The following is a 25,298-nucleotide window of genomic DNA, read 5'->3' on the forward strand; positions in this document are numbered from 1 at the left end:
ACACGCATTGCACGCGGATTCTATAGGTGACACTGATCGAAAACTATTTAATACGTCTAAGCGACAAGAAATCGATCGGGCACTAGAAACGGTATGGGCCGACGGTTACCGATTCAACAGACAGTTAAGAACCACGGACTGACTTGCTATGGCCCACCCAATATTGCGGAACATGTTTGCGCTGTCAGTCTTGCAAGTGGCGAATATGGTGCTGCCGCTTGCGACGCTGCCGTATCTGTTCCGCGTGCTGGGCCCCGACCACTTTGGCGCCTATGTCTTTGCACAGGCGGTGATTGCCTATCTGGTCTTGCTGACCGACTATGGCTTTATTTTGTCGGCCACGGGCGAGATTGCAAAGGTGCAGAACGACCGCGACGCTGTGTCGAGAATTTTCTGGAAAACGCAGGCGGCCAAAATCCTTGTAGCGTGTGTCGGCCTTGCACTTCTGATGCTGGGCGTTTTGCTGGTGCCGAAACTGATTGAGCTTCGGCCCATCATGTTTGCGACCTTTCCGCTCGTCATCGGCTCGGTGCTATTTCCGCAGTGGCTCTTCCAGGGTTTGGAGCGGATGTCCTTTGTCACCATTTCGACATTGAGCGCACGCCTGCTTGTCATACCCGCTACCTACCTTCTCGTTCACTCGCCCGATGACACGTGGCGAGCGGCGCTCATCGCTTCAATGAGCACCGTCGTCGCCGGGATCATCTCGCTGACACTGATCGCACGCTTGAGACTGATCTCGTTTGAGCTTCCGAGCGTCAGTGATGTCATCGGCGCGTTTCAGGAAGGATGGCACGTATTCATCGCAACCGCCGCTATCAGCCTGTACACGACAACGAACAGCGTGCTGCTCGGATTTCTGGCGGGCAACGTCACGCTAGGCTACTTTGGTGCCGCCGACAAGATTCGGAACGTGGTGCAGGCGCTGATAGCGCCGCTCAGCAACGCGCTGTATCCGCGCGTCAATGCACTGTTTGCTGAAGATGCCACCAAGGCCTTTGCACTGGTGCGCAAGGCACTTTATGCGCTGAGCGCCATCATGCTCGCCGTATCGGTCATGCTCTGGGCGCTCGCGCCGTGGATCGTTCGCGTCGGTATGGGACCTCAATACGCGCCGGCGGTCGACGTTCTACGGTGGATGGCGTTCGTGCCGTGGCTGGTAGCCCTGAGTAATGTTCTTGGGCTCCAGATGATGCTGCCGCTCGGCATGAAGAAGAAGTTTAGCGAGATACTGCTTGGATCCGGGGTGTTCAACGTGGCGCTGTTGGTGCCGCTTTCGATTCGCTTTGGCGCGCAAGGCGCAGCAATGTCCATACTGGCAACCGAAACGCTTGTCACCGGTTGCATGGCGTTTTATCTCATTCAGAAGAGAGTCCCGGTCTTCGTGACACGAGCCGCGTCGGCTGATGAATATTGAACGCGTGAGTGTATTGAAAGGCGTGACATAGGTGTGCTATCGCATCCGAACGTCGACGCGCGGAGAATGGCTATCGTGATACCGGCGTGTCGCGACGATGCGGCATTCGAGCTAATCTGACGCACTCTTCGCTGCAACAGCCTTGTCAGGCTCAGGACTTGCCATGAGCGACTTTTTCCAGTCGGCCGGCCTGACTGTATCGAACGGTGTTCGACCAACCGCCTGTTCGAAGTAGCGGACATAGAGCATGATGACGCTAAAACGGCGGTCACCGAAAACCAGAATTCGAACCAGCCTTCTGGCAAAAATCGACGCAGCCCAGAACGGCGCGGGACCGCGATGCCGAAACACCATATCGACATAATTGCGCAGCCCGCACGCGTACTTCCACTGCGTAGCCGCGGGCATGCGCCTGGTTTCGAACCACGCGCGCAATGAGCGCGGGCGCTGCACCAGATCGCGGTTTTCGCCGTCCTTGTGCGTCATGTGGGAGGCGGTGACGCAACGCAGCTCACCGATGCGGCTCAGACGTGCGGTGTACTCGACATCGTCGTTCCACACAAAGTACTCGTGCGCAGGGAAGCCTACGCGTTGAATCGCATCGTGCCGGATGCACGCTCCGACGAACGACATATAGTCGGTCTTGAAGGAATCGGCCGCGTGGTATTCGGGCTTTGGCGCAATCAGTCGCATCCGGTCATCGAAGGTTCCCTGATGCCAGAACTGCACACGGCGATCGATGCCAAATACCGCGCCGCATAGTGCAACAACGTCAGTGCGTGCGGCGTCCTGGGACACCATCAGCTGTTCGAGCGCATCGGGCATGGGCTCTGCGTCGTCGTCCATGAGCCAGTACCAATCGTAGCCTTTGGAAAATGCAGTTCTGATGCCCGTTGCGAACCCTCCGGCTCCTCCCGTGTTGCTCTCCGACAGAACGACGAAAACCCTGTCGTGCTTCGCCTCAACGGCAGCCAGATACTCGCGCGAACCGTCGTTGCTGCCGTTGTCGACGACGTAAATTGCATCGACGGGCCGCGTTTGAGCAAGCAGCGCCTCGACACATTCCTGCAGTAAGGTGCGCCGGTTGTACGAAACAACGATTGCTGCAACGCGCACCGTGTTCATTGGATCAGCTCCTCGGCGATTAGCTCCTCGGCGGCTTTCAGCGCGGCGCCGACGACCTGGTCCATATTGTAATAACGATATTGCGCGAGCCTCCCGACAAACGTCACATCGGGTGTGGCTTCCGCGAGTTCGTTATAGCGTTTGAAAAGTGCCTCGTTTTCGGGGCGAGGAATGGGATAGTACGGCTCACCTTCGGCGCGCGGATACTCCATCACAATCGACGTGCCGCTATGCTGCTGGCCGGTCAGATGCTTGAATTCCGTGATCCGTGTGTAGTCCTGGTCGTTGGGATAGTTGATCGTCCCGGTCTGCTGGAAGCGTTCCACGTTGCTTAGATGTTCATGCCGAAACATCAGGCTGCGGTAGGGGAGTTTGCCGAAGCGAAAATCGAAATACGCGTCGATAGGTCCCGTATAGACGGTATGTTGTCGTTCCACGACCGACCTTATGGCACGAAAATCCTCCGACAGGCGCACCTCGATATTTGGATGCTCAAGCATCCTCTCGAACATCGACGTGTAACCTTGGGCGGGCATGAACTGGAACGCATCGGTGAAGTAGCGGTCGTCGTCGTTCGCGCGGGTCGGTATGCGTGCAGCGACGCCTGCCGATAGTTCAGAGAGGTCGAGTCCCCATTGCTTTCGCGTATAGCCTCGGAAGAACTTCTCGCACAGGTCGTTGCCTACGCTGCTCAGCACGACGTCTTCGCTCGTGACGACGCAGTCGCGGGGCTCTCTCACGGATTCAAGGTACGCCGTCACGCCCTGCTCGTTCAGATCAAGGCCGTATAGCCTGTTGATCGTCGTCCGGTTGATGGGGATGGGATAAAACTCTCCGTCCAGGTGAGCGAGTACACGATGCTCGTAGAGCCGCCAGTCAGTGAAATTCGACAGATACTCGAAGATTCTTTTGCCAGATGTATGAAAGATGTGCGGCCCGTAGGGATGAATCAGCACGCCATTTTTATCATGGCAATCGAACGCATTTCCGCCAATGTGATTCCGTTTATCGATGATCAGCACTTGCTTGCCAGCGGCGGCAAGGCGCTCAGCACACACTGCGCCGGCGAAGCCAGCCCCCACGATCAAGACGTCATATTTCATCTCTCGAAGTCCTTTGGAAAAATGCGCAACAGTGATTGCCATTCACGTCATTAGCGGCACATAAACGGCCGTGGAGGGCTCAGGTGCCAAACGGCACCACTGCTGCATGGACAAGCGCATGGCCTTGCACTCGCCACCTTCGAAAAACACATCCACGCTGCGAAAGCAAACTCGAACAGGACGGCGACCGGGAATACGGTGTCTTGCACTATGCCCGACAGATAACGCCGCCGAGAAGAAGGGTGCCTTCTCGGTATTTCGGCTTCGGTACGTTTGCGCACACAGCGGGGTCCCGCGGGGCACGACGCAATCGGGTTTCGTACTCGTTAATCGCGGTCGCGTACTTTCGCGGGAGGAGGGGGATATTTTTATGGAGAACGAAGCACCTTGTGTCGCGCAACCTTCAGACCACAGAACGGACACTTGTAGTTGGCTTCAATGAAGTCGCATGGATTTGATATTAATATTCGCCACCATGACGCTTTTGTCAGACGAAGGCATTGGAGATGTTAATTGATATAGGGGTCCGCTTCTTTTCTTGCGTCTCCGCTTCGCCACTCTATTAATCAGACAAATTGAAAATAGAAGGGAATACACCTATTTGTATGAATAAATGGCAATGGAAAATAGGAATTTATGCGGGATGGAGTATCGATCAACGTCGCTGGAACCAGCTCAGTAGAAGGGTTGGCACACAAAACGCACGTTTTGTGAATGAATAATTAATAGAATTAATTATTTTTTCCAACTGTGTGAGAGCCACAGTCGTATGTGCGGCCGCGCACATATGTTCTCTCTTTCTTCATCTGAAATGCGAAGTTTTGCCTCCACTCATAAGTATGGAGAAAGTTCGCCTTATCGCCGCGCATTTACATCCAGTTACAACATATGAAAAAGGCTGACGAATATACTGCGATCCCCAACCGAAATGCGTAAGTCGTACTCATGACCTTACCTGACCGATCAAAAAATCAGCAAGATCTTCTACAGTCTGTCCCTTCTTTAGTTCCAGCTGCATCTGTCCCTCGGAGGAAATTTCTTGCCGGCCTGGTCGCAGGCGCCGGATCAATTGCGCTTTCCGCGTGCGGTGGCGGTTCGAGCGCCGACTCGCCTGCCGCGGTGGCCAACGACGCGAGCGTGGCCAACAGGGCCACTTCAAGTAGTTTTACCGTGACAGCCCCCAAGGCCAACGCGACGGTATCCGGTACTGTCACGGTGACCGGCACGGCTGGCAGCAATTGGGTCAACGTGTGCGTGTTCGACCACGCGAGTGGCGCCAAGATTGGTGCCGACACGAAGCCGAGCAGCGGTAAGTTCGCTATCCCGATTGATACGACCCAACTTTCCACGGGCTCGCACCAGTTCGACGTGATGGGATTCACCGTCGCGGCGGGACAACCGGGCGGCACCAAGACCACGTCGTCTGTCACAGTCACGGTCGCGAGCACGACTTCCGGCGCACTGTTCTACGGCATGAACGGCCACCTTGCCTATCCCAACGGCATCTACCACACCATGTCGGCGGCCGCCCAGTTGGCCTTGCTCCAGGATCTTGGCGTCACAAACTATCGCGTCGACGTAGCGGATGGCGGCATGGCCCAAACAGTTGCCAACGCACTGACCGGTGCGTTTGCCGGCAGCGGGGTCGCCATCATGCCGGTGCTCAATCCCGTTTCGGCCGGCTGGGATCAGACAGGTACGGAAGCGGCGGCCTACACCCTGGGCTACAACCTGGGGGTCGCATGCACCACGCCGCTTAAGGGGCTCGTCAAATACATCGAGTGCGGCAATGAACTCGACTCGGACGGCCTGGTTACGAACGGTGACGGCAGCAACACGAGCAACTATAGCCCCGCTATCTGGCCGGCATTCCGCGGTGTCATCCGTGGCATGATCGACGGGGTCAAGGCGGTCGACCCGACGATCCAGTGCGGCGTCAATGTCGGTATCCCGCTCGCGTATCGCGCGTTGCAGATGCTGTGGACCGGCATCACGCCTGACGGCTCTGCTAATGGCGTTTCCGGTGCGGCGATCCTCCGCTGGGACTACACGACGTACCACTGGTACCAGAGTTCAGGCGACATCCAGTGTGGATGGCAAAATAATGCATGCCTGAACGTACTGCAAGTTCTGAAGGATTCCTTTAACTTGCCGATCTGGTTGACGGAATGGGGTTGGTCCGGCGCCCAGGATACCCCGGCGCAAGCGGCTAGCTACGTGACCGCGGCGCTGACGGAGTACCGGTCGCTCATGAGTCAATACAACATTCAGTCCATCATGATGTATTGCCTCATCGATCCGGACTACGGCCTCGTGCAAGAGGATGGCGTCACGAAGAACCCGGCCTACACGAGCTTCAAGCAATTCGTGGCCGCGAATCCGGTCTGACCCGACTCATCGCGCTAGCGTACTAATGTACTAGCGAACCAAAGCCTTCACCTCCGCAGCCCACGCGCTCTCTCCGAGCCGTGGGCTGTTTCTTTTTGTCCAAAAAACTGCGCGACGCCACTTTGGACTCGTGTGCGATATAGCACAGACGGCGTTGCTGCGGCGCCACAATCTGTGCGATCTGTGAGGCGCGTTCGAGGAGCGGCGCTCCCGAGCCAGCGATTCGTTCCGGTTCCAATCAACAAGGAGTCCGTCGTATGAATACGAGTGTTTCCGGTAATACGCCGGGTGTGCTGCGGAACAACGTGGACGCATTCTCCGCCGGCGAACTGGCACAGCTGATCGTGGACAATCTGGGGCTGGTGATCTGCATTGTCCTCCTGGTGACGGGGCTATCTGCGCTGTATGCATTCGCGGCAACTCCTGTCTATTCCGCGGATGCGGTGGTCAAGGTCGATTTCCCTCAGCCCAACGCGCTCGGTGAGGCTTCGAAGGCGCAGGAGCAAGTCATTCCCCCCACGCTCCCCACCGAGGCCGAAATCCAGATCATCCAAAGCCGGAGCGTGCTTGAGCCGGTGATCAAGAAATTCAAGCAGGACATCTCAATTACGCCGCACCACATCCCGGTTATCGGCGCGATCACCCGGCAATTCGCCACGCCGGGCACGCCGATGCCGGCGCCCATCGGTTTGACCTCTTATGCATGGGGCGGCGAGGACGCATCCGTCGGCTCACTGACCGTCCCGGCCAGCCTCGAAGACAAACCCCTGACACTGACCGTCCTCGATGGCGGCCGCTACCGTCTCGCCGATCCGACGACCGGACGCACGCTCGTCGAGGGTGCACCTGGCGCACCGGGCGAGGCTAACGGTGTGGCGCTCACCATGGAGCGGCTCATCGCGCGCCCTGGAACCGAATTCACGATCGTGCGCTTTAGCGATGTCAATGCAATCGAACGCTTCTTGCATCAGTTGAAAGTTAGCGAGTCGGGCAAGGACACCGGCGTTGTGCAGATCGTCTATGAAAACGCTGATCCGGAACTGGCTCAGGCTATTGCCAACGGCATCGCCCAAGGCTATATCGCTTCCCATATCGCCCAGCACCGCGCAGAGGCCCTCACGACCCGTGAGTTCATTGTCGGAGAGCTGCCACAGCTTCGCGCCAACCTGACGCAAGCAGAGGCCGAACTGAGCCAGTACAGAACCGCGTCAAGCTCGATGCAGGCGGGTACCGAAGCCGCGTCCTACCTCCAAGGCAGCATTGAATTCGACCGCCAGATCGCGCTGCTCAAGGTACAGAAAGCGGCGCTGGAAAGTCACTTTGCGCCAACCTCACGCGACGTGCAGACCGTCGATAGCCAACTCCAGCTTCTTCAAAATGCTAAAAGCGCGTTCGAAGCGCGCTTCGACCAGTTGCCCGCCTCCGAGCGCCGCGCGGCCGACCTTACGCGCAACGTAAAGGTTGCTGAGGATATCTACGTTGCGATGGTCAACAAGTCTAATGAGCTGGCGGTGACACAGGCTGGCACACTCGGCAACGTGCACATCATCGACACCGCGCTGTTGCCCGTGGACCCTGTGAAACCCAAACGCCCCCTGATTATCGGCGTGGGCGCTGTCGGCGGGTTGATGGCGGCGATCCTGTACGTCTTTATCCGGCGCCTGGGGTCGTCCGCCGTTGAGAACTCGCGGGCGGCCGAGCGCCATCTGAACCTGCCGGTCTTTGGTCACGTGTTGTTCAGTGACGAGCAGGCCCGGTTGGACCGCGCGCAGATTTCGAACTCGCAGTCGGAGAAGAGACGCATCTCCGGTAGTGCGCAACAAAAAGTGGCCGACCGCGCAACCAGACCACCCGCCAGATTGACCTATGCCGGCGCTGTTTCGCAAAACATCTTGTTCGCGGCCGGCCGCTTCCTGCTCGCCACTGACGGGCACGACGACATACCGATTGAAGCCTTGCGGGGCATACGTGCGTCGTTGCAGCGGCAGATTCGGGACGCCACGAATAACGTGCTTGTCGTGACGGGTGCCACGCCCGGCACGGGAAAAAGCTTTATATCGTCAAATCTCGCGGTTCTCAACGCGGAGGCCGGCAAGCGAGTATTGCTGATCGACGGCGATATGCGCCGAGGCCAACTGGCCGCCACTTTTAAGCAGACCGGTGCCGGTGGCCTCGCCGAAGTCCTGAGTGGCGAGATCGACGTTGATCACGTCATTCGAAACACGGGTGTTCATGGACTTTCTTTCATTGCCGCAGGCCGGTTCCCAACCAATCCGTCGCAGTTGCTCTCGACGCCTCGCATGCATCAACTACTTAGCCATCTTGGCGAGCGATATGACTTGATCATCGTCGATACCCCGCCGGTGCTGGCGGTCAGCGATGCAAACCTGATCGCCTCCCTCGCGGGCTCGACGGTGCTTGTGGTACGCCCGAACGCCCAGAGCGAACGGGAACTGGGGGAAACCGCGCAACGTCTCGATCGCGCCGGCGCGCGTCTGGTCGGCATGATCTTCAACGCGATGCCGCGACGGCGCAGCGAGAAACGCAGCTATGGCTATGCGGTTGCCTATTCTGCAGCGAGTACCCCGCAACAGCATGTTGCATCGTGATCGCCGTCGGCGTGCGTTCCTATCCAGTTGCCTGGGCAGCCGGATAGGAACGTGCTGGACGACTGGAGGAGGCAAGAGTAAGCGTCTTGCCTCGCGCGCTTTTGCATTGAGAAAACAATGTACTCCAGACTAATATCCGCGTTGTTCTACATGTTTTTCACTTGCGTGATTCTCAATCCGCAGGTGAACGGGACTACGTTATATTTTTATCTTGTGATCCCGTTTCTTGATCCGGGGTTCGCCCGTTTTCTTAGCGGTACGGCTCGTCGCTGGGCCGGCCCGCTGCTCATTGCGATGGCGGCAAGTGCGTTGACTTCTCCTTCCGGCGCGGCGCGAGTCCTGTCGATTGCGATCTGCATCGGCTACCTGATGTACACGACAGAACGCCGCATCAGCTATCTTCATCCATGGATGGTCATCAACGTCCTGTTCGCCATCGTGCAGTTCGCGATGTACTACATCGACCATGATTTCGCGATGCTCCTCGGACCGACGAATCTTTCACAGCTGATCTGGGGGGACTATGCGACCAGCACCTATACGAACTTCTTCGAGGTGTTTTACTTTGCTCGCGTCTCGGGATTTTCGCGCGAGGCGGGATTCTTCTCTTCGCTGCTGGTGGCGTCTTTTGTCATGTACCTTTTCAGCGATTCACCCAACAAAAAAATAATCGCTATTTACCTCATCGGCCTCTTCATTAGCTTCTCGAAATCGTCGATGGTGCTTTTCCTTTTCGCTGCGCTCTATCCTGTGCGTGACAAATTGCGGTCGCTCCATCCACTGACGATACTGATTGCCTACTATGTGTTGGTTTCAGCGATCTCGCTGTATCTTGCTTCCAACGACTTCTTCGACTCGGAAACATTTGGCCACCGGCTGGCCGGCTACGCGTTTATGTTCGATGCGCGGCTAGAGGATATTGTTACGGGCGTCACCGCACATGACATGATCGCGCACTACAAGTATCTTCCCTACATCCGGCTGATCCAGGGCGATATGGAGGCCTCCGGCGTGCCGTTTGCCGGTCTCCCGGCCACGGTCGCTGAAATGGGGATCTTTAGTAGTTTGATTCTTCTCGGCGTCATCGCGTTTACTGCGAGTGACGGCTTCGTCATGCTGATTTTCCTGCTCGTCAGTGCCACCGTGAGCGTAACCACTGTTACATCCTTTATTCCACTTGCATACCTGATTTGCTACTGGCCTCGGTTCGTGGCGTACAGCGCTGACCGCGTGGCGCTTTCGCAGCAATTCCAGCCACTTCCACGGTATGGCAAGACTTAGTTTCACCGTGTCAGTGTGACGGACTGCGACACGATTTCCCTCCCAATTTATTCTTCCGATTTTTTCGACGATTGTGCGCCTGCGCACTGAGCGGGACGCTCTGCGCCCGTAGGGTTAACGCGCAGCAAAAGGCTCGATCGGCAGTACGGTGAGACTGTCGACAGCGCAACTTCCAGCGATGCTTTCAAGAGCTCACGTACGTACGATGACCAGGGAATCGATAGTATGGCGAGCCGATACGGTTCTGATCAGATAGCAGGGGTCGTTGTGGGAGCCTCGCTGAACGGACTCGGCGTGGCGAGGTCGCTCGCCTGCGCGCGCATTCCGGTCATAGCAGTCGATACAAAGATGACTCGTTCGGGAATGTGGAGCCGCCACGTACGCGCTCACTTCATCAAAAGCCTTATCGGAAAAGATTTTGTCGACGACATGATCGAGCTGGGCAAACGGTTCAGTCAGCCCCCCGTTCTTATATTGACCGAAGAAGACGCGGTGCATGCAGTGTCGGAAAATCGCGAAGCGCTTGCCCGCTGGTTTCGCTTCCGCCTTCCGGTGGACGCCACCGTCAAGATGTTGTGTAGCAAGGCAAGTTTTCACGACTTCGCCCTGAAGCATCACTTTCCGGTTCCGCGGTCCGTGATTCTCGAGAAACTGTCCGACATTGAATATCTATCGGAATTACGCTATCCGTGTGTGTTGAAGCCGGACGACAAGCGCAATGTATTGAGGGGCGAGAGGGAGCGCGCGGTTCGCGTCGACTCGCTTGGTGCTGCACGCGCGCAGGCTATCGCGATGCTTGCCACGCCTGGCGGCGTCGTGGCTCAGGAGTGGATCGAGGGGCCTGACAGCAACATCTATTTCACGCTTTTCTATCGGGGGAGCGGTGGGAGCGTGGTCAGCATCTTTACCGGGCGCAAGGTTCTCAGTTCTCCGCCCGGTGTCGGGAATACCGCCGTATGCGTTGCCGCACCCGAAGCACGCGAAGTGCTCGAACCGTTGACATTGTCGTTTGCCGAGCAGGCGGGCTTCGAAGGCATGGGTAGCATCGAATACAAGTGGGACGGCAACCATAGGCAGTTCGTGATGGTCGAGCCGACGGTCGGCCGTACGGACTGGCAGGAAGAAATCGCCACGCTGTGCGGGGTCAACATTCCGCTTGCCGCTTACCGGCATGAACTCGGACTGCCGCCCGTACCCGACCCATCGAACCGGGTACCGGTCGCGTGGCGTGCGACGTTGGCCGAGCGCGTGCCGCTTCATCTACTGGGCGAGCGCACGAAGATCGTTGATGGATATTTTCGCTGGAGCGATCCTTTTCCTGCATTGCAATTTTATTGCCTTCTCAGTCCGCTGCAGCGCTTGAGGCGCGCATGGAAGGCGACCACGGCACTCAAACTGCTGCAGGTGAAGGTTTAGCGTGGGCTGGTATTTGCAACGTGTCGTGCTTCGCGGCGCCGGCCTCGAGCATGGCCGCCTGGAAGCCGTGAGTGCTGTCCCTGGATGGAGATGATCAATGTCGTTCACTGACACCGCAATCATTGGCGCAGGGCCATATGGATCGTCTTTGGCCGCACACCTGAGCGCCGTGGGTGTGGCCCATCAGATTCTCGGGCAGCCGATGCGCGCCTGGATCAACTTCATGCCGCCCGGCATGCTCCTGCGTTCCGAGGCGTTCGCGTCGAACCTCCATGCGCCGCAACGCGGATTCACGCTCGAGGATTACTACCGCCAGAAGGGGATGCGCTATCAGCCGATGGGCATGGAGTTGCCGCTCGAGACGTTCGTGGACTACGCGCGTTGGTTTCAATCGAATCTTGTCGACGATATCCAGGCGGTCGACGTCGTCAATCTGCGACGTGTCGACGGGCACTTTCAATTGGCGTTGAGCGATGGCCGCTCTCTCGTTGCGCGCAAGGTGGTGGTCGCTTTAGGACTCAAAGGGTTCGCGCAAACCCCGGCCGCACTGCAAGGCTTGCCTGAACGCTATGCCTCTCATTCGGCGCTATATGGCGACCTCGCATGGGCGCAAGGCAAAGACGTCGCGATTGTCGGCGGCGGACAGTCTGCGCTGGGACTCGCCGCGCTGCTGCACGAGCAAGGATCGCGGGTTCACATACTCATGCGCGAAGCGGGCGTGATATGGCATCCACGGCCGCAAGCTTCGCGCGGCCTCCTGGCCCGGTTGGTGCGCCCCGACGCTGGCTTGGGACGAGGCTGGCGCTCGCTCTTCCTGTCTGAATATCCGCACCTTTTCCATATGCTCGGTCGAGCGCGGCGCCAGCAGATCATGGAGAAGTCGTACGGAGCGTCCGGCGCCTGGTGGCTGCGCGATCGCGTCGTCGGCAAGGTGAAGATCTCGTTTCGAACCGAGGTCCGCTCCGCCGCTATCGAGAAGGATCAGGTCATCCTGCGCGTGATAAGCGAGAACCAGGAATCGTCCGTTGCCGCCGATCATGTCATCGCCGCGACGGGCTTCAAGACCGATATGCGACAGCATGCGTTTCTATCGAAAGACATCGTGGACGCGATTTCGCTCGACGGCGGCCTGCCCGAACTCACGTCCAACTTCGAAACCCAGGTTCGTGGCCTCTATGTGATCGGGCCGGCCTCCGCTCACAGCTTTGGGCCTGTCATGCGTTTTGTCTACGGCGCGAGGCACGCAGCGCCCGGTGTTGCGCGGCATATAGCCAATTCGTTGAAAGTGGGCGCGAGAGAGGGCGCGTGGTCCTCTGCCAAAGGCCCCGTGCTCGAGCGAACGGGTGAGTAGCCGGATCTTTTCAGGCAGTCCGCCCGGTCCTTGATGTCCAGCATCAGCACAAGACCGGGCGCAGTCATCGCGGCACCGGGTTCTTCGAAACGCACAGAACGGAGAGGCGAGATGAATCGGGGTAAGGCATTGGTTAAAGAAGTTCTTGCTGTGCTGGTCGTCTTGACGGGCATTGCACGAGCGACGCGCGCGTGGCTATGGCGCGACCGGGTGGCGGTCCTGCTCTATCACGACCCCGACCCGGCGACGCTCGACAGGCATCTCACGTACCTTCGAAAAATATGTGATCTCGTGCCGCTGACAGACGTCGCCGCGCCCGGCCGCGGACGCCCCCGCGCGGCTATCACATTCGACGACGGGCATGTGGGCAACGCAGCGTTGCTGCCGATCTTCATCAAGCACAACGTGCGGCCGACGATCTTTCTCTGCAGTAGCATCGTCGGTCGTCCGCGCAGCCATTGGTGGCTGCATCCCGGTTCCGTGCAGGCGGGCCACGAACGGTTGAAGCACATGACGAATGCGGAGCGTCTGGCCGAACTCGCGGCATACGGTTACCGCCAGGACGCCGATGATCGAGCGACCGGCCTCAGCACCGAGCAAATTGAAACCATGCGTGTGTACGTGGACTTTCAGGCTCATACGCGGTTCCATCCCGTACTGACCCGTTGCAGCGATATCGAATGCGCAGACGAAATCGGCAACAGCAAGCATGAGATCGAGGTGCTGCTGCGCGATGTCTGCGAGCACTTTGCCTACCCGAACGGGAACTATGGCGATCGCGAAGTCAGTTTCGTGGAAGCGGCGGGATACAAGAGTGCACGTACATGCGACGTCGGTTGGAACGATCATCATAGTGATCCGTTTCGACTGCGCACGATTATCGTCGACGACAGTGCGACGACACAGCGATTTGCCGCGCAATTGACCGGCATTCCGCTCTTCTTGCATTACCTGAAGAAAGGCGGCGGTTGGAACGGGCGGTTTCCTCAGTTTTAATGGCGCGCTGCCGTTATGTTGCGCTACGTGTACTGGCAAACATAGCCGTCGAATTGGACGCGCTAAGATCTCCCGAGCGAGAAATTCCGGCCGATACCGTCCACGTTTTGCGTGATCCCATTTGTGCGATTAAAAAGGAGCGGGGAGATGCAGCGCTGCAGGGTATTGCTGATCAACGATTTTTTGCACATGGGTGGTGCGGAGATTGTCTATAAACAATCCGCGAAGCTTTTGAGTACGTTGCCAAAGGTGGATGTCGAACTCTTCGACGACAGTCGATTCGTTGTGCAAACGTCCATTCTGTCGAGAATATGGAATGTTGCTGCCGCTCGCGCGCTCGAGGAAACCATTCTCAGGTTTCGGCCGCATCGGGTGCTGGTTCATAACTACCATAACGCTCTCTCGCCTTCGATACTGAGCGTGATCGCGCGTTACAAGCGCGATCTGGGCTACCGCACGTACCATACGTGCCACGACTACCATCTCGTCTATTACAACCCGGCGATGCAATACTTCGAGAATGGCCGGCCCTTGATTCTTCCGCTTGAAGCGTTGAGCACGCGCACTGCGCTCACGCTGCGTTCGTCGCCCAAAGGTCTCATGCACGACATCATGACAAAGACGTACTGGCATGCCGTGCGGGCGGCATGCCACCCGTCGCGCGTATTTGATCAGATACTTTGCCCCAGTTCGTTCATGCAGGAAGCGCTGAACCGCTGCGGGATCGACAACACGGTAATCCTGCATAATCCGTCCGCTGTACCGGCTGCGCTGATTCCCTTGACCGTCCGGGGCAAGACGCGCTTCAACCTGGCGTTCGCTGGAAGAATTGCGCAAGAAAAAGGCCTCGCGCAGTTCATCGAGCTCGCGCAAGCGGCGGACTTCGAGCATATCGACGCTATCGGTGTGTATGGCGAGGGTCCGGAGCGCGCAACCATCGAGCAACGCTTCGCACCACTCATCGAGCGTGGCAAGCTGATTTTTTTCGGCAGCATGCCGCAAGAGCAGTTGTTCGCGGACATGCGGCGCTTCGCCGATGCCGTCATCGTACCGTCGGTGTGCGCGGAAAACGCGCCACTCATCATCATCGAGGCCGCGATGCTTGGCCTGCCTGCGCTTGTTCGCGATGGCGGAAGCATGGCGACGACCGCGGATGCTGTAGGCAACAAGATCAAATTCCGCACGGATCCGGACAGTCTGAAGCTGGCGCTCGGGCAACTGGCCACGCATCTTTCGAATCCTGAGAGAAAGTACGATGTCGGCCAATACCTGCCTGAGTACTACGCCGAGCGCCTTGCCGAGATTATGGATATCGGCGAAGGTACGACACCTTCCGCACTCCGTTCGTTCGCTGCAGACAACGCCCAATCGTCTGGTGTGTTGCGGTAGCGGCGGACCCCGCCTGAACCTGATTGACGATTGCGATACGGGTTGCCCTCGGATGGCCGTGGATAACTAGGGTTTGCGAAGCTCGACGTTAAGTGTATCGGGCATCTCGCGACCCGTTACGGCTAACGCGATCTTTGCAGCGGCGCGTCGGACGCTTATGCCGAGACGGTCCCCAGCCTGGAAGAGAGGCGGCGATACTTTACGAGTCTAAGCACCGGCTTTTCAATCAGGGGGTACGTTACAGACGAAAGTGCGACGGTCGCTACCGTGCCAATGATGCACAACATGTCAGCCTTGGCCGTGTGCAGCAGTCCCTTCTTGAGAAGGCCGCCGGCGATCATCGTGAGGAATCCATGCGAGAGGTAGATCGAGTAAGACGCGTCACCGAGAAATAGCAGCGCCTTTGACGTGACTGGTTTTGCCATGTCGTAGATCACCACGCCCAGCACGATTGCGAAGGCTGGGATGCCGAAAATGATCACGCGATAATTGTCGATTGAAACATCTCGCGACGTCGCGTAAATCATCACAAAAAAAACAATCACAGCGGCAGCCAGCGCAAAATATGCCAATCGGGTCCTGATGGCCACGCATGCGGTCATTTTCGCGATCTGTGCCGCCACCATGCCAAAAATGAATTCGCAGATCAGTGGCGAACCTGTCAAGTACAAGACAGACGCATCATGCGTGGTACTTCTCGCCACCAGAAAAATTGCCAAAAATACCAAACTTAAAAACACGGCCATGAACCAATCCGGCACACGGACCATCAGTGCCGCTGCAAAAAACACGTAAAAATAAGCTTCGAATGACAGCGTCCATCCCTGCGACAGAACAGGCTGAAAGGGTTCGATCGTGTTCGCCAGCGGCCACAGCAAAAGCGAAGCAATGATTGTCTTGATGTCTGGAAATGCATGGGCCTTGTGAATGAATCCAGCGATCCACAATATCAGTACTACAGCTGTCCAGAGCCAATAAAGTGGAATCACGCGTTCGATACGGCGCGTGATGAACACCCGCGCGTCACGCATGCCAGCCGCATTGTCCCGGCGCGTGTAAGCCATGATGAAACCGCTGATGACGAAGAAGATATCTACGCCGGCAGAGCCAACTCTGTGGAGCCCGTAGAGAAGTGTATCTGTCGCTGCTCCATGATAGTCATAGACCGCCGTGGACACGTGAAAATAGACAACCAGAATGACCGCGACTGCGCGGAGCGCTTGTAACCCGCCAAGCTTTATAGGACCCTACTTTGCGGAGAATGAGGACATGTCTTTGATCTCGCTTGATCGGCCGCGCCGCGTAAATTTTTCACGTTAAGTAATCTGCCAAATGCCCTTTCCCACAATCGGTCACTGTAAGAGACCATAACTGTGAGGTGCTGCCAAAACGCGGTTTGTTTCAGCCACGCTTCTCGAAGTCGAGCAAGATATTGATGGCGGCGACGTGTTATCAGGAGACTTAAGCAATGGCGAAGGTGGCCGCCAACGATGACTTCAATCCCTGCAGCGTCGCCTTCGTGCCTAAGGGCTTACGGCACAAGTCGTCAGATCATCACGCGCGTTCGCGAACGCGCACTGGCTTGGAATGCGAGTGCTCGCAACATTTCCAGGTACCGTCTGCTCGCGGGTTGGACCGCCGAAATTTGGCCAGACTACTCACTGAACGAGGCGGGCTGTCGTATAGATCAGTCGCTAGAGGTTGATGGCCAACTTTGAGTGCGTGTGGCGTTGCAGGATGGTTCTTTCGAATTGCCGCCAGAGATTCGGACCGCTAAGGCGAAATTCACGAGCGACGCTGCAGAGAGAAGTCTCGCTGGACTAACGTTTCACGGCAGGAGCGGGGCGTGGGTCATAGAAACCACGCGGGGTGTTCCCCTTGGGGGGGCGTGAATCAATGGGGCTTGAGAACAGATATCCTCGGAAAAGAGGCCGCGCATCCAAAACTATAACGGCCAACGGCCGATATCGGCACATTAGTCCTGAGTGGTCACATCGGTAGCGTCGGCCTGTACCAGTGCGCGCACAAGTAGGTACACGGCTGGCAGGTTGTCGTCGTCACGTCGCCAGTCGACGGGTTCGTCGAGATCCATCCCGGACAAACGACTGTCCTCAAACCGGACAAACGTCGAGCGTACTGTCTCGTTGTGCCTCGCCCGGAAGCCCCGATTCTCAAAGACCTGTTCGTCGATTGTCAGCAGCGTGCGCCAAGTCGGCAATCGCGCGCCACTTGAGTAACGGCGACGGCCACTGTCGAGATAGCGACCCGCGACCGAGGCAATGATCTGCTGGAGGTCGAGCGACGCGCTGCGGACTGCGCGTTCGAGGGCGACAGGATTGATGTCGTGGACATCCATATCAAGAGCAGAGTCGTTAATCATGCTGTTATCTTCCTGAGGACTCGCGGTAACTCGCAGCATCAAAGTTGATGCTTCAACAACGTTTCGTTTCGCTCTGCCAACAACTGGCGGATCTGGGCAAGATAGTTATCGCCGACCGTGCAGTCTTCAACAGGCCGGCTAGGCTGATGAGGCGTTGGTGGACGTACGCCGAGATAGCGGCACACCGCGGACAGGTACGGTTTGCCGTTGCCTCCCAGATGTCGCGCAGCGGCAGCCACGCGCACGTCTCCGACATGCTTGCGCAACCACGCAAGCGTTTCGCGATCACCGTCGTTCAAGATGCGGATGAGTTGGTTCATGGCCGATCCTGTATATAAAAACAGTACTGTGAATTTATACAGTATTTGACCGGGATGCAAGTCAATTCGCAAAAAGTTGGACTCGGTGGAAAGGGAGGATGGCGATCAAAGTAGATGCGCAGTTGGTCGTCGAGCACGCAGAGGAGGCTGCCGGTTGTGCCGGTCCGGCTTTGCAATCCTGCGAATCTTTGGTGTTGGACGTGGCGAACCGCTGGTCAATGTCCGGCGGAGTGCGGCCATGAAGCGCCATTGGGCGGGGCAGTTATTGGGACATTCAAACGGCTGTTCCGCATCGCTACCGGCCGCCCGCAGGCCGAAAATGCGCGCCGCGTCCTGATTGCCCTGATTGCAGCACCTCTTCCAGAAGCGCCATGCCCACGCTCCGTCACAATCGAGGACATGCGCAGCCTACGCGTTCGTTTCCGGGACGTTTAATTCACCGAGTCTGTCAATTCGAATGGGATCGAGCAGTTCACGGTCTCGACGGTCAAATCGTGGCCCGGTCGGAGCGGCCTGTCAAACGCTGCAAGTACGCTGTTGCCGCAGACATCTTCAAGGTCCGACGAAACGCGGATGGAATACCGCCCTGCCGCCCAAGGCGCCGCTGGCGTAAAACTCCATCGCCTTTCGCCCCGATCGATCGAGATTCGCCCCGGTATCGGCAGTTCGCCGTCCCCTACAACCGTGATCGCATGCCAAAGCAACGCCCAATCCAGCGGCCTGGGAAACAGGATCGACAGAGGTTGTCGACTCTTCGTCGCGGGGGGCAGGACCTTCCAATGCAGGACCGCAATGGGCTGGCGGACAGCCTTCGCAACAACAAACGGCTTGTGGAAGTTCTGGCGTAACGGACGACCGGAGGAGTCGACCATCTCCGAACCGATGGCCAGCACGTATCGTTGCCCCGGCTTCAGCGGTGGGCCCAGTTCGCGATTGGGACCTGCCCAGCGCTTCAATCTGCCGGGATCCAGCAGGACCGTCAGGTACCGCATGCTCCTGTCCCAGAGTTCGAGCGGAGGCCGATAGAGCACGTCGGGCGCAGGCCGTCCATCGGGGCCGATCAGGCTGATCTGTTGCTCGCCCCAGCCGCGCTGCATCGCCCTGGAAAAGCACACGTAAAATCGAAGCAGGTTTTCCGGCAGCACATCGGCGGACGGAAAGACATCCGTCACGGAAGTTGGCTCGGCATCGGTCGGGTTCGGAAGTGAGAATTCGAGCGTCAGCACGTTCGGGTGCCCGGCCCAGCCAAGCGGCCGGGGATCAAAGCTCGCGCGATAGCGAACGCCCGGTTCGAACGCAAAACGCGGAATGAATCGAACCCCGGCTTCCAGTATTTGATAGCGGCCAAGCACATCCGGAAGTTCGTCGCAGTCCGGCATCTCTGATTCGATGACGCCCACCCGGAGCACGGACTGTAGCAGGTGTCCCGTCCGCTGCCGCTCGCCGAGGAACTCGACAAGATCGGGGTCGAGGTTGTGCACGCCGACGCAAGCCGTCCCGATCTGCTGCGTATCGTCATCGACCCGCAACGTTGGTTCGAGCGTCACCTGAATCCTCACGCAGAGTCCCTTTGCGATGCCCCCTGCACAGCCGACGGACAAGCGGTTATGCGTGGTCGATCTCGTTGCGATGGTCCCGGTAGTGGAACGGATCCGGGCCATTCGGCCAGTTCATTTCCGCCATGCCCAATCTGCGATCGAAGAAGTACGGGACCATCAGCGTGCCGATGTCCAATCGATACGATGTCTTCGGATGCCGCGAGATTACGACTGCCCATCGCGGATCGAGAATTGCGATATGTTCCGCCCGGATCGGTAGATCGCGCTGAGTACGCCCAAGGCCGCCAGGCCCAAAATCGATTGGCCCGCCGGTCGGCTCCGGCTTCGCGGTTGCCAGCTCCGCAGCTTCAATACGTGATGCGCTGCGTACATCGATGGTGACCAGCAAGTAGTCCTTGTGATCGAATGGGTCGGTATAGATGAGCATATCGAGCGGGTTGGCCCCATAGCCCAGCTCGCCGATCGTGTCTCCACGCACGTGTGCACCATCTTTCAAATCGTCCAGATGAAAGCGAACGAGCGGCGTACAACCGTACACGGCAAACAGATAGGGCTTTCCCTGCATTTCCCGGATCAGTTGCCTAATGATCGGAGCGCGCGTTTCGAACTCCCCGTGCGTCGGGTGCCAGATCTCAACGGTGCTCGTCGCCACGCGGGATTTGAACGGGTATGGGATGCGATACAGCGTCGACGCGAATCGTTGATTCGAGATCCCGGTCACGAAAATCTCGCCGTTGTAGTACTTGACGTCCGTGATCGCATAGATCTGCTGGGGCTCGAACTCCAGCATCGCTGTCTGGTCAGGCTCGTTCGGAATCGCGATTTTCGAGTGCGCAATACCGTCGAGTTCGAGCAGCTCGAGATTGCCGTGATTGATTTTCACGATTGCAGGAATGGCATCGGGTCCACGGCCGCGCTCGACCGACATGAAGATCTGCCTGGACGGCTGATGGATCGCCATGTCGTTGACGACAATATTGCTCACAGTCGTGCCGAAGAGTGCAGCCAGTTTCTGATCGACCCCAACCACCAAATCGCGGCCTTCGAAATTCTGAAAATTGCCCACCTCCACGTCGGCTTGCGAGGTCAGATCGGATGCCCTGAGCACGAACGCATGGACCGCGGCACCCTTGATATCGCCGACAAAAAGCACGTTGCCTGGTCCAAACGCAAGGACTCCTGCGGATTGCAATGGACCGGCTGGCCGTGACGGAGCGGATGCGCCCGCTTCGGCCGCCGTCTTCTCGTACCCGGCCAGCGCCGGGCCGGACAAGGCCAGCATGAGTGCCGAGGTTGAGCCAGCCCGAAGGAACTCCCGCCTCGAGTGGCCATCGGTTGCCAACGCAGCTTTCGTCGAATGGTCCATTGCGATCCCTCACTATGGCGCGAACGTCCGGTTCTAAATCCCTTCGAAACCACCCCCGGTAGCCGCAAATCCGCCGCTAATCTCGAGCGAGTCGATCGCACCGTGCAATTCCAGTGGATTGACGCCTTCGCCATGGGTGATCAGGCCGCCGGCGATCGTGATTTTTCGGGCCGAGCCACCTGGCTTGATGCTGAGCGCAACCGCCGCAAGCCGGAGAACCACGCCTTTGACGAGCGAATCGCCCATGCCGCCCCAAGTTTCGATGCCTCGGCGGACCGTAATATCGCCAACGGGCTGGCTGATCTGGATACCTACTGCACCGTCGGCATGCGTGACGACACGCTGGAAGTCTGCCGACCGCACGGTGCCTGCGTAGATATTGAAGCCACGCGATCCCTGGCCGAAAGTCTCGATCAACGCATTGATCTCGAGCCTGTCCAGAGTGCCGAAATTGACGAAGCCGATGCCGCTAGGTCCGTAGGACGTAACCTTCCCTTCGGCAATCCACCGGTCGACGGCTCCCCAGTTATCGAGCACCATGTCGTTCGGACCGTATGTTGTGACCGGTCCTTCATTGCGCACAGTGGCAACGAAAGCGCCCGACACGACAAACACGCCGCCGGTGATGCGATTCGGCGTACCTGGCGCGATTCCGCCGTCGCTGTAGACGGCACCGGTTTCCAGACGGTGGGCAATGACACGCCCCCCCTTCTCTCCCGCACCGCTGACGAAAATGCCGCTTCCGCGAACCGGCGCACCGGCTCGGCCAGCCGACAGCCCGGTAAGGTCGGCCGTGATGGTCACGGCGCGGTCTTCATGCTGATTCCAGAGCGTGAAGGCGCCGGGGATGACTTCGACGCCATATCCCTTCGGCCGCTCTTCGAAGCCGCGCGCATCCGCAGCCTGGATGTCGATATCGTGCACTTCCACGTGGCCGCTACTCACGCGATCGCGCGCCAGCAGTTGTACAACGCCTTGAACGGTCAGGTCGTGCAACTCGAGCCGACCGAGCGCGTCGACACCGGTATCGTTGAAAATGGCGCGCCGATCGGGGTCGGCGAAAAGCCGCAAGCCCTGCACCCGGTTGTCGGCCGACAGTTCCAGCCCATCGCTGCCGGGCGCAAAGCGCAGGGCGGCTTCTGTGTCGATGCCGGTCAATGCCTGACCGGGTGCCAGGCGCAGACTCGGAACGTTGGCAATCCGGGCGGAAACGACTACTTGCAAAGCATGGCCGCCCTCGACTGCCGCTTGCAATTCGGCAACCGTGGCGACGTTACGCGTTTCGATGTTCACGATGGATTGTCCCTCCGTCATCTGGTGCAGGGCGCACTCCGCTCAGACGAGCGACTCGGCCTCTTTCGCGGAGACCAGCTTGCCGAGTTTGCCGAACTCATGCAGATCGCCGCCGACCTCGATCCGGATGGACTGATCGATGCCACCCACGCTCACGGGCGAGAATCCGCTTGCGGATATAAGTCTTGCGACAACCTCGCCGGCCTGCTTGTCATCCGCCGCAAAGAACAGTGCGGCCCGCTCCGGGGACCGGTTCGCGGCGGGCGCGAGGGATTCAGCACCCAGCGTACCGAACGCCTTGACGAGTCGCGCGCGATCCGGGATGAGCTCCGAAATGAGTTGTCCAGATGATTGCTCCGCCTGGATCGTCTTCCTGAAACCGCCTTTTCCGTCGGGGGCGATCGGGTTCGATGGGTCGACGATGATCTTTCCGGCCAGCGCATCGCGATGCGAGGCCAGAAATTGCTTGATCGCGTCGAAGTAGATCGCAAGGATGATGACATCCGCCTTCGCAATCGCATCCTCGACCGTCATGGCTTCGGCATGGCTGCCGAGCTCGCGGGCCACTACCTTTGCCTCATCCGGCGTCTTTGCCGCGACGATGATCCTCTCGCCGCCGGTTACCAGATTCTTCGCAAGCCGGGAGCCTATGTTTCCAAGGCCGATGATCGCGGTGTTCATGACAGTTGATCTCCTTTCTGAGCGGAGGATGCAATCAGCGATGCGCTGCACGCAGATCGATCTCGTGAATGACCGTGCGATACTCGACGAAGTCGTCGATTGCGGATACGCCGTTCAGCCGGCCGAGACCGCTCTGCTTGTAGCCGCCTTCTTCCGTCTCGTCGTAGACGACCGCCCAGTTGTTGATCCAGACGGTGCCCGCTTGCAACTGACGGGCGATCCGCAGCGGACGGTCCACATTCGTAGACCAGATCGACGCAGCGAGCCCGTACTCGGATTCGTTCGCGAGGGCAACCGCCTCGTCTTCGCTGTCGAAGGCCTGCATAACCAGGACCGGGCCAAACACCTCCTCCTGCGCGATCGGCATCGAATGATGGTTGATCTCGAGAAGTGTCGGACGGTAGAAGGCGCCCCTCGCGAGCGGCCCGTTCTTGAACGGACCGCCTCGTACGACGACCGCGGCGCCAGCCGCAATCGCGGCCTCGACCATGCCGTCCACGCGGCGGACATTGGCCATATTGATCATCGGCCCCGTGTCGCTAGACGGGTCCGCAGCCGGGCCGGCCTTGACCGCTTCAAGACGCGCGGCGAGACGCTCGCGAACGGTGTCCAGAATGGGGCGGTGAACGAGAAGCCGGCTGCCAGTCATGCAGAACTGCCCGGCGAACACGGTCAGCGCCTTCTCGATTTTGGACAGTGCGGCGTCGAGGTCGGCGTCGTCGAACACAAGCATGGGCGTCTTGCCACCGAGCTCGCCGCCGAAGCGTTTCATGTTCGTCGCGCAGGCTGCCATCATCGCCCGTCCGGTCTTCGAGCTGCCGGTCAGACTGATGACGGACACATCCGGGGAATCGACCAGCACCCGCGCGCCGGCGCTATGCGTTTCGGTAAAGACATTCACGACGCCCGCAGGGAGGCTCGCGACTTCGCTGAAAACCTCGCACATCCGCGTGTTCGTCTGCGCGGTGAAGCCGGGAAGCTTGCCGACGGCGGTGCAGCCCGCGGCAAGCGCCGGCGCCAGCGAGCGGATGAAGAGCACGACCGGCGAATTCCACGGCGCGATGATGCCGGCAACGCCTGCTGCCTCGCGCAGCGTCGTCGTATAGCGTCCCGGCGCGGTTTCCATGGCGCGCCCGTAATCCGCGAGGGCCAAGGCAGCGTAAAACCGCAACTTGGAAGGGACCATCGTGACTTCGAACTCGGCTTCGGCCTTAACCTTTCCGTTTTCGAGCATCAGTACCTCGACCAGATCGCCGGTCCGAGTCTCGAAGCGGTTTGCCATTTCGTTGAGGGCCTTTGCTCGCAGGCGCCGGTTATCGCGCCAGCCGGAGTCCTGAAAGGATTTGAGCGCAACGGCGATCGCCCGTGTTGCCATCGTATCGGTCGCTTCGGTATAGGTACCGATCGTCTCACCACTTGCCGGATCGACGCTCTCGGCGACCGCCGGGGCATCCGCCCACTCGCCTCCGATCCAATGCCGACCTCGCAACTGAGAAGCCATATCACACTCCCGACCGGTTTCCTTTCTGGTCCGTAGCAACCACTAAACTTTTCATACACCACATTTTTCTCGATGGTAGACAACCGGACGCCTGACCGTTAACTGACAATCCGGAAATCGGATTTCCATATATGGAAAGATCGCGCGAGCGGTCGCGTTTGTATGCTTGAGGAGGTGCCTGCGATCCGTTTCCTCTCCGGGAGTTACCCAATGCTCACTCCGACCGAAGTGCTGTCCTCGATACTCGAAAAGCCAACCGATATCGACCACGTCCGTTCGCTTGTCACACCCGACGTGACCTATGTTTCGCTCAACTACGACAATCCCGACCTGAAGAGAATCATGCCGTGGGCCGGTACGTCTCGCGGTCCCGAGAGCATTGTCAGGACCTTTGTGGATGTCGGCCGATACTGGGAGGTTCAATCCTTCGAGCCCGAAGCGCTGTTCGGCTCCGACGAATACGCGGCCATGTTCGGCCGGTTTACGTACAGATCGACGGTCCTGTCCAGGGGCGTGACCACGCCGTTCGCGGTGTTCGCAAAGGTTGAGCAGGGCCGTTGCACGTACCTACAGTTCATGGAAGACACATTCGCGACGGGCGCGTCGTTCCGAAGCGGAGGAAGCTGGACGTTTCAAAGCAATCCGAACGGCGAGCGGGTCGTGATCTGAACGAACCGGTCCACGACATCACCGCTGGCGCCCTGCCGCCTTGCTGCCTGCCCGTTGCAGCGGTAACCTGAGCAAGGCGTTGCCGCATATCGCCGCGAGGCGACGGTCGAACGGAGCGAAACGGTGATGAAGGACCTGAATTCCCTGCTGATATTTGCGAAGGTTGTCGAGGCGAGCAGTTTTTCAGAGGCCGCAAAGCGGCTCAAGATGCCGATTTCCTCGGTGAGCCGCCGTATCGCCGAACTCGAAAATCAGCTTGACGTCCGCCTGCTCGAGCGATCGACACACCACCTGAGGCTCACGGACTTTGGCGCCGAAGTCTTCGAGCTCGCAAGGCATGCCACGGAGGTCAGCGAAGCCGTTGACAATGTCATCTCGAACCGCCTCCCGGACGTGTCTGGCACCGTGCGGCTCTGTGCGCCGCCGAGCATCTCCGACTCGCTGATCGTGCCTG

General features: G+C 58.6%; 20 protein-coding genes. 10 read left to right on the forward strand and 10 right to left on the reverse strand.

Features of this window, described 5'->3' with window-relative positions; genetic code table 11:
- Positions 1-172: 172 nt before the first annotated feature.
- Complete coding sequence (locus GNZ12_RS33415; RefSeq protein ID WP_235993958.1) at positions 173-1,417, forward strand: flippase; 1,245 nt, start codon at positions 173-175, stop codon at positions 1,415-1,417.
- A gap of 111 nt (positions 1,418-1,528) precedes the next feature.
- Here the strand turns inward: GNZ12_RS33415 and GNZ12_RS33420 are convergent, their stop codons facing one another.
- Together GNZ12_RS33420 and glf are read right to left on the reverse strand one after the other, a co-directional pair.
- On the reverse strand, positions 1,529-2,542 hold the full coding sequence (locus GNZ12_RS33420; protein WP_172316272.1) for a glycosyltransferase: 1,014 nt from the start codon (positions 2,540-2,542) through the stop codon (positions 1,529-1,531).
- Complete coding sequence (gene glf, locus GNZ12_RS33425) at positions 2,539-3,645, reverse strand: UDP-galactopyranose mutase (RefSeq protein ID WP_172316273.1); 1,107 nt, start codon at positions 3,643-3,645, stop codon at positions 2,539-2,541. Before glf ends, GNZ12_RS33420 begins: the two co-directional genes overlap by 4 nt.
- A 1,170-nt stretch (positions 3,646-4,815) precedes the next feature.
- Between glf and GNZ12_RS33430 the strand changes: the two genes are divergently transcribed.
- The 7 genes from GNZ12_RS33430 (at position 4,816) to GNZ12_RS33460 (ending at position 15,075) form a co-directional block, all read left to right on the forward strand.
- Positions 4,816-6,033 (forward strand): glycosyl hydrolase, encoded by a 1,218-nt coding sequence (locus GNZ12_RS33430; RefSeq protein ID WP_328806097.1) that lies wholly within the window; start codon positions 4,816-4,818, stop codon positions 6,031-6,033.
- 257 nt (positions 6,034-6,290) lie between these two features.
- Complete coding sequence (locus GNZ12_RS33435) at positions 6,291-8,642, forward strand: polysaccharide biosynthesis tyrosine autokinase (RefSeq protein WP_172316275.1); 2,352 nt, start codon at positions 6,291-6,293, stop codon at positions 8,640-8,642.
- A gap of 117 nt (positions 8,643-8,759) precedes the next feature.
- Positions 8,760-9,923: a hypothetical protein gene (locus tag GNZ12_RS33440; protein ID WP_172316276.1), complete on the forward strand. Its 1,164-nt coding sequence runs from the start codon at positions 8,760-8,762 to the stop codon at positions 9,921-9,923.
- A gap of 225 nt (positions 9,924-10,148) precedes the next feature.
- Positions 10,149-11,339: a carboxylate--amine ligase gene (locus GNZ12_RS33445; RefSeq protein ID WP_172316277.1), complete on the forward strand. Its 1,191-nt coding sequence runs from the start codon at positions 10,149-10,151 to the stop codon at positions 11,337-11,339.
- Between the two features lie 97 nt (positions 11,340-11,436).
- The gene (locus tag GNZ12_RS33450; RefSeq protein ID WP_172316278.1) at positions 11,437-12,690 is read left to right on the forward strand and encodes an NAD(P)-binding domain-containing protein; all 1,254 of its coding nucleotides are present in this window, start codon (positions 11,437-11,439) and stop codon (positions 12,688-12,690) included.
- A gap of 111 nt (positions 12,691-12,801) precedes the next feature.
- Positions 12,802-13,686: a polysaccharide deacetylase family protein gene (locus GNZ12_RS33455; RefSeq protein ID WP_172316279.1), complete on the forward strand. Its 885-nt coding sequence runs from the start codon at positions 12,802-12,804 to the stop codon at positions 13,684-13,686.
- 147 nt (positions 13,687-13,833) lie between these two features.
- A complete protein-coding gene (locus GNZ12_RS33460) occupies positions 13,834-15,075 on the forward strand; it encodes a glycosyltransferase (protein ID WP_172316280.1) in 1,242 nt (413 codons plus the stop codon).
- A 155-nt stretch (positions 15,076-15,230) separates the two neighbouring features.
- On the opposite strand, the gene GNZ12_RS33465 is transcribed toward GNZ12_RS33460, so the two are convergent.
- From GNZ12_RS33465 to GNZ12_RS33500, 8 genes are all read right to left on the reverse strand, one after another.
- Entirely contained in the window at positions 15,231-16,316 is a 1,086-nt protein-coding gene (locus tag GNZ12_RS33465; protein WP_172316295.1) for an acyltransferase family protein, read from the reverse strand.
- A 734-nt stretch (positions 16,317-17,050) separates the two neighbouring features.
- Entirely contained in the window at positions 17,051-17,455 is a 405-nt protein-coding gene (locus GNZ12_RS33470; protein ID WP_172316281.1) for a DUF2471 domain-containing protein, read from the reverse strand.
- A 38-nt stretch (positions 17,456-17,493) separates the two neighbouring features.
- On the reverse strand, positions 17,494-17,775 hold the full coding sequence (locus tag GNZ12_RS33475) for a hypothetical protein (RefSeq protein WP_172316282.1): 282 nt from the start codon (positions 17,773-17,775) through the stop codon (positions 17,494-17,496).
- A 431-nt stretch (positions 17,776-18,206) separates the two neighbouring features.
- The gene (locus tag GNZ12_RS33480) at positions 18,207-19,322 is read right to left on the reverse strand and encodes an Ig-like domain-containing protein (RefSeq protein WP_172316283.1); all 1,116 of its coding nucleotides are present in this window, start codon (positions 19,320-19,322) and stop codon (positions 18,207-18,209) included.
- Positions 19,323-19,380: 58 nt separating this feature from the next.
- Positions 19,381-20,700, reverse strand: a complete 1,320-nt coding sequence (locus tag GNZ12_RS33485) for a hypothetical protein (RefSeq protein ID WP_172316284.1) — start codon at positions 20,698-20,700, stop codon at positions 19,381-19,383.
- Positions 20,701-20,733: 33 nt separating this feature from the next.
- Complete coding sequence (locus GNZ12_RS33490) at positions 20,734-21,993, reverse strand: hypothetical protein (RefSeq protein WP_172316285.1); 1,260 nt, start codon at positions 21,991-21,993, stop codon at positions 20,734-20,736.
- Positions 21,994-22,035: 42 nt separating this feature from the next.
- Positions 22,036-22,725: an NADPH-dependent F420 reductase gene (locus GNZ12_RS33495; protein WP_216673457.1), complete on the reverse strand. Its 690-nt coding sequence runs from the start codon at positions 22,723-22,725 to the stop codon at positions 22,036-22,038.
- Positions 22,709-24,175, reverse strand: a complete 1,467-nt coding sequence (locus GNZ12_RS33500) for an aldehyde dehydrogenase family protein (protein WP_172316286.1) — start codon at positions 24,173-24,175, stop codon at positions 22,709-22,711. Before GNZ12_RS33500 ends, GNZ12_RS33495 begins: the two co-directional genes overlap by 17 nt.
- 210 nt (positions 24,176-24,385) lie before the next feature.
- On the opposite strand from GNZ12_RS33500, the gene GNZ12_RS33505 reads away from it, so the two are divergent.
- The gene (locus GNZ12_RS33505; RefSeq protein ID WP_216673458.1) at positions 24,386-24,844 is read left to right on the forward strand and encodes a nuclear transport factor 2 family protein; all 459 of its coding nucleotides are present in this window, start codon (positions 24,386-24,388) and stop codon (positions 24,842-24,844) included.
- 126 nt (positions 24,845-24,970) lie between these two features.
- The coding region (locus GNZ12_RS33510; RefSeq protein ID WP_172316288.1) for a LysR family transcriptional regulator at positions 24,971-25,298 on the forward strand (328 nt) is incomplete at its 3' end.

The organism is Paraburkholderia solitsugae (genome assembly GCF_013177695.1).
In the GTDB taxonomy this organism is placed as follows: domain Bacteria; phylum Pseudomonadota; class Gammaproteobacteria; order Burkholderiales; family Burkholderiaceae; genus Paraburkholderia; species Paraburkholderia solitsugae.

Excerpts from the sequence above, each read along its gene's own strand:
- GNZ12_RS33415 (WP_235993958.1), top strand. The coding sequence starts at position 173 with ATGTTTGCGCTGTCAGTCTTGCAAGTGGCGAATATGGTGCTGCCGCTT.
- GNZ12_RS33420 (WP_172316272.1), bottom strand. The coding sequence starts at position 2,542 with ATGAACACGGTGCGCGTTGCAGCAATCGTTGTTTCGTACAACCGGCGC.
- glf (WP_172316273.1), bottom strand. The coding sequence starts at position 3,645 with ATGAAATATGACGTCTTGATCGTGGGGGCTGGCTTCGCCGGCGCAGTG.
- GNZ12_RS33435 (WP_172316275.1), top strand. The coding sequence starts at position 6,291 with ATGAATACGAGTGTTTCCGGTAATACGCCGGGTGTGCTGCGGAACAAC.
- GNZ12_RS33440 (WP_172316276.1), top strand. The coding sequence starts at position 8,760 with ATGTACTCCAGACTAATATCCGCGTTGTTCTACATGTTTTTCACTTGC.
- GNZ12_RS33445 (WP_172316277.1), top strand. The coding sequence starts at position 10,149 with ATGGCGAGCCGATACGGTTCTGATCAGATAGCAGGGGTCGTTGTGGGA.
- GNZ12_RS33450 (WP_172316278.1), top strand. The coding sequence starts at position 11,437 with ATGTCGTTCACTGACACCGCAATCATTGGCGCAGGGCCATATGGATCG.
- GNZ12_RS33455 (WP_172316279.1), top strand. The coding sequence starts at position 12,802 with ATGAATCGGGGTAAGGCATTGGTTAAAGAAGTTCTTGCTGTGCTGGTC.
- GNZ12_RS33460 (WP_172316280.1), top strand. The coding sequence starts at position 13,834 with ATGCAGCGCTGCAGGGTATTGCTGATCAACGATTTTTTGCACATGGGT.
- GNZ12_RS33470 (WP_172316281.1), bottom strand. The coding sequence starts at position 17,455 with ATGATTAACGACTCTGCTCTTGATATGGATGTCCACGACATCAATCCT.
- GNZ12_RS33475 (WP_172316282.1), bottom strand. The coding sequence starts at position 17,775 with ATGAACCAACTCATCCGCATCTTGAACGACGGTGATCGCGAAACGCTT.
- GNZ12_RS33485 (WP_172316284.1), bottom strand. The coding sequence starts at position 20,700 with ATGGACCATTCGACGAAAGCTGCGTTGGCAACCGATGGCCACTCGAGG.
- GNZ12_RS33500 (WP_172316286.1), bottom strand. The coding sequence starts at position 24,175 with ATGGCTTCTCAGTTGCGAGGTCGGCATTGGATCGGAGGCGAGTGGGCG.
- GNZ12_RS33505 (WP_216673458.1), top strand. The coding sequence starts at position 24,386 with ATGCTCACTCCGACCGAAGTGCTGTCCTCGATACTCGAAAAGCCAACC.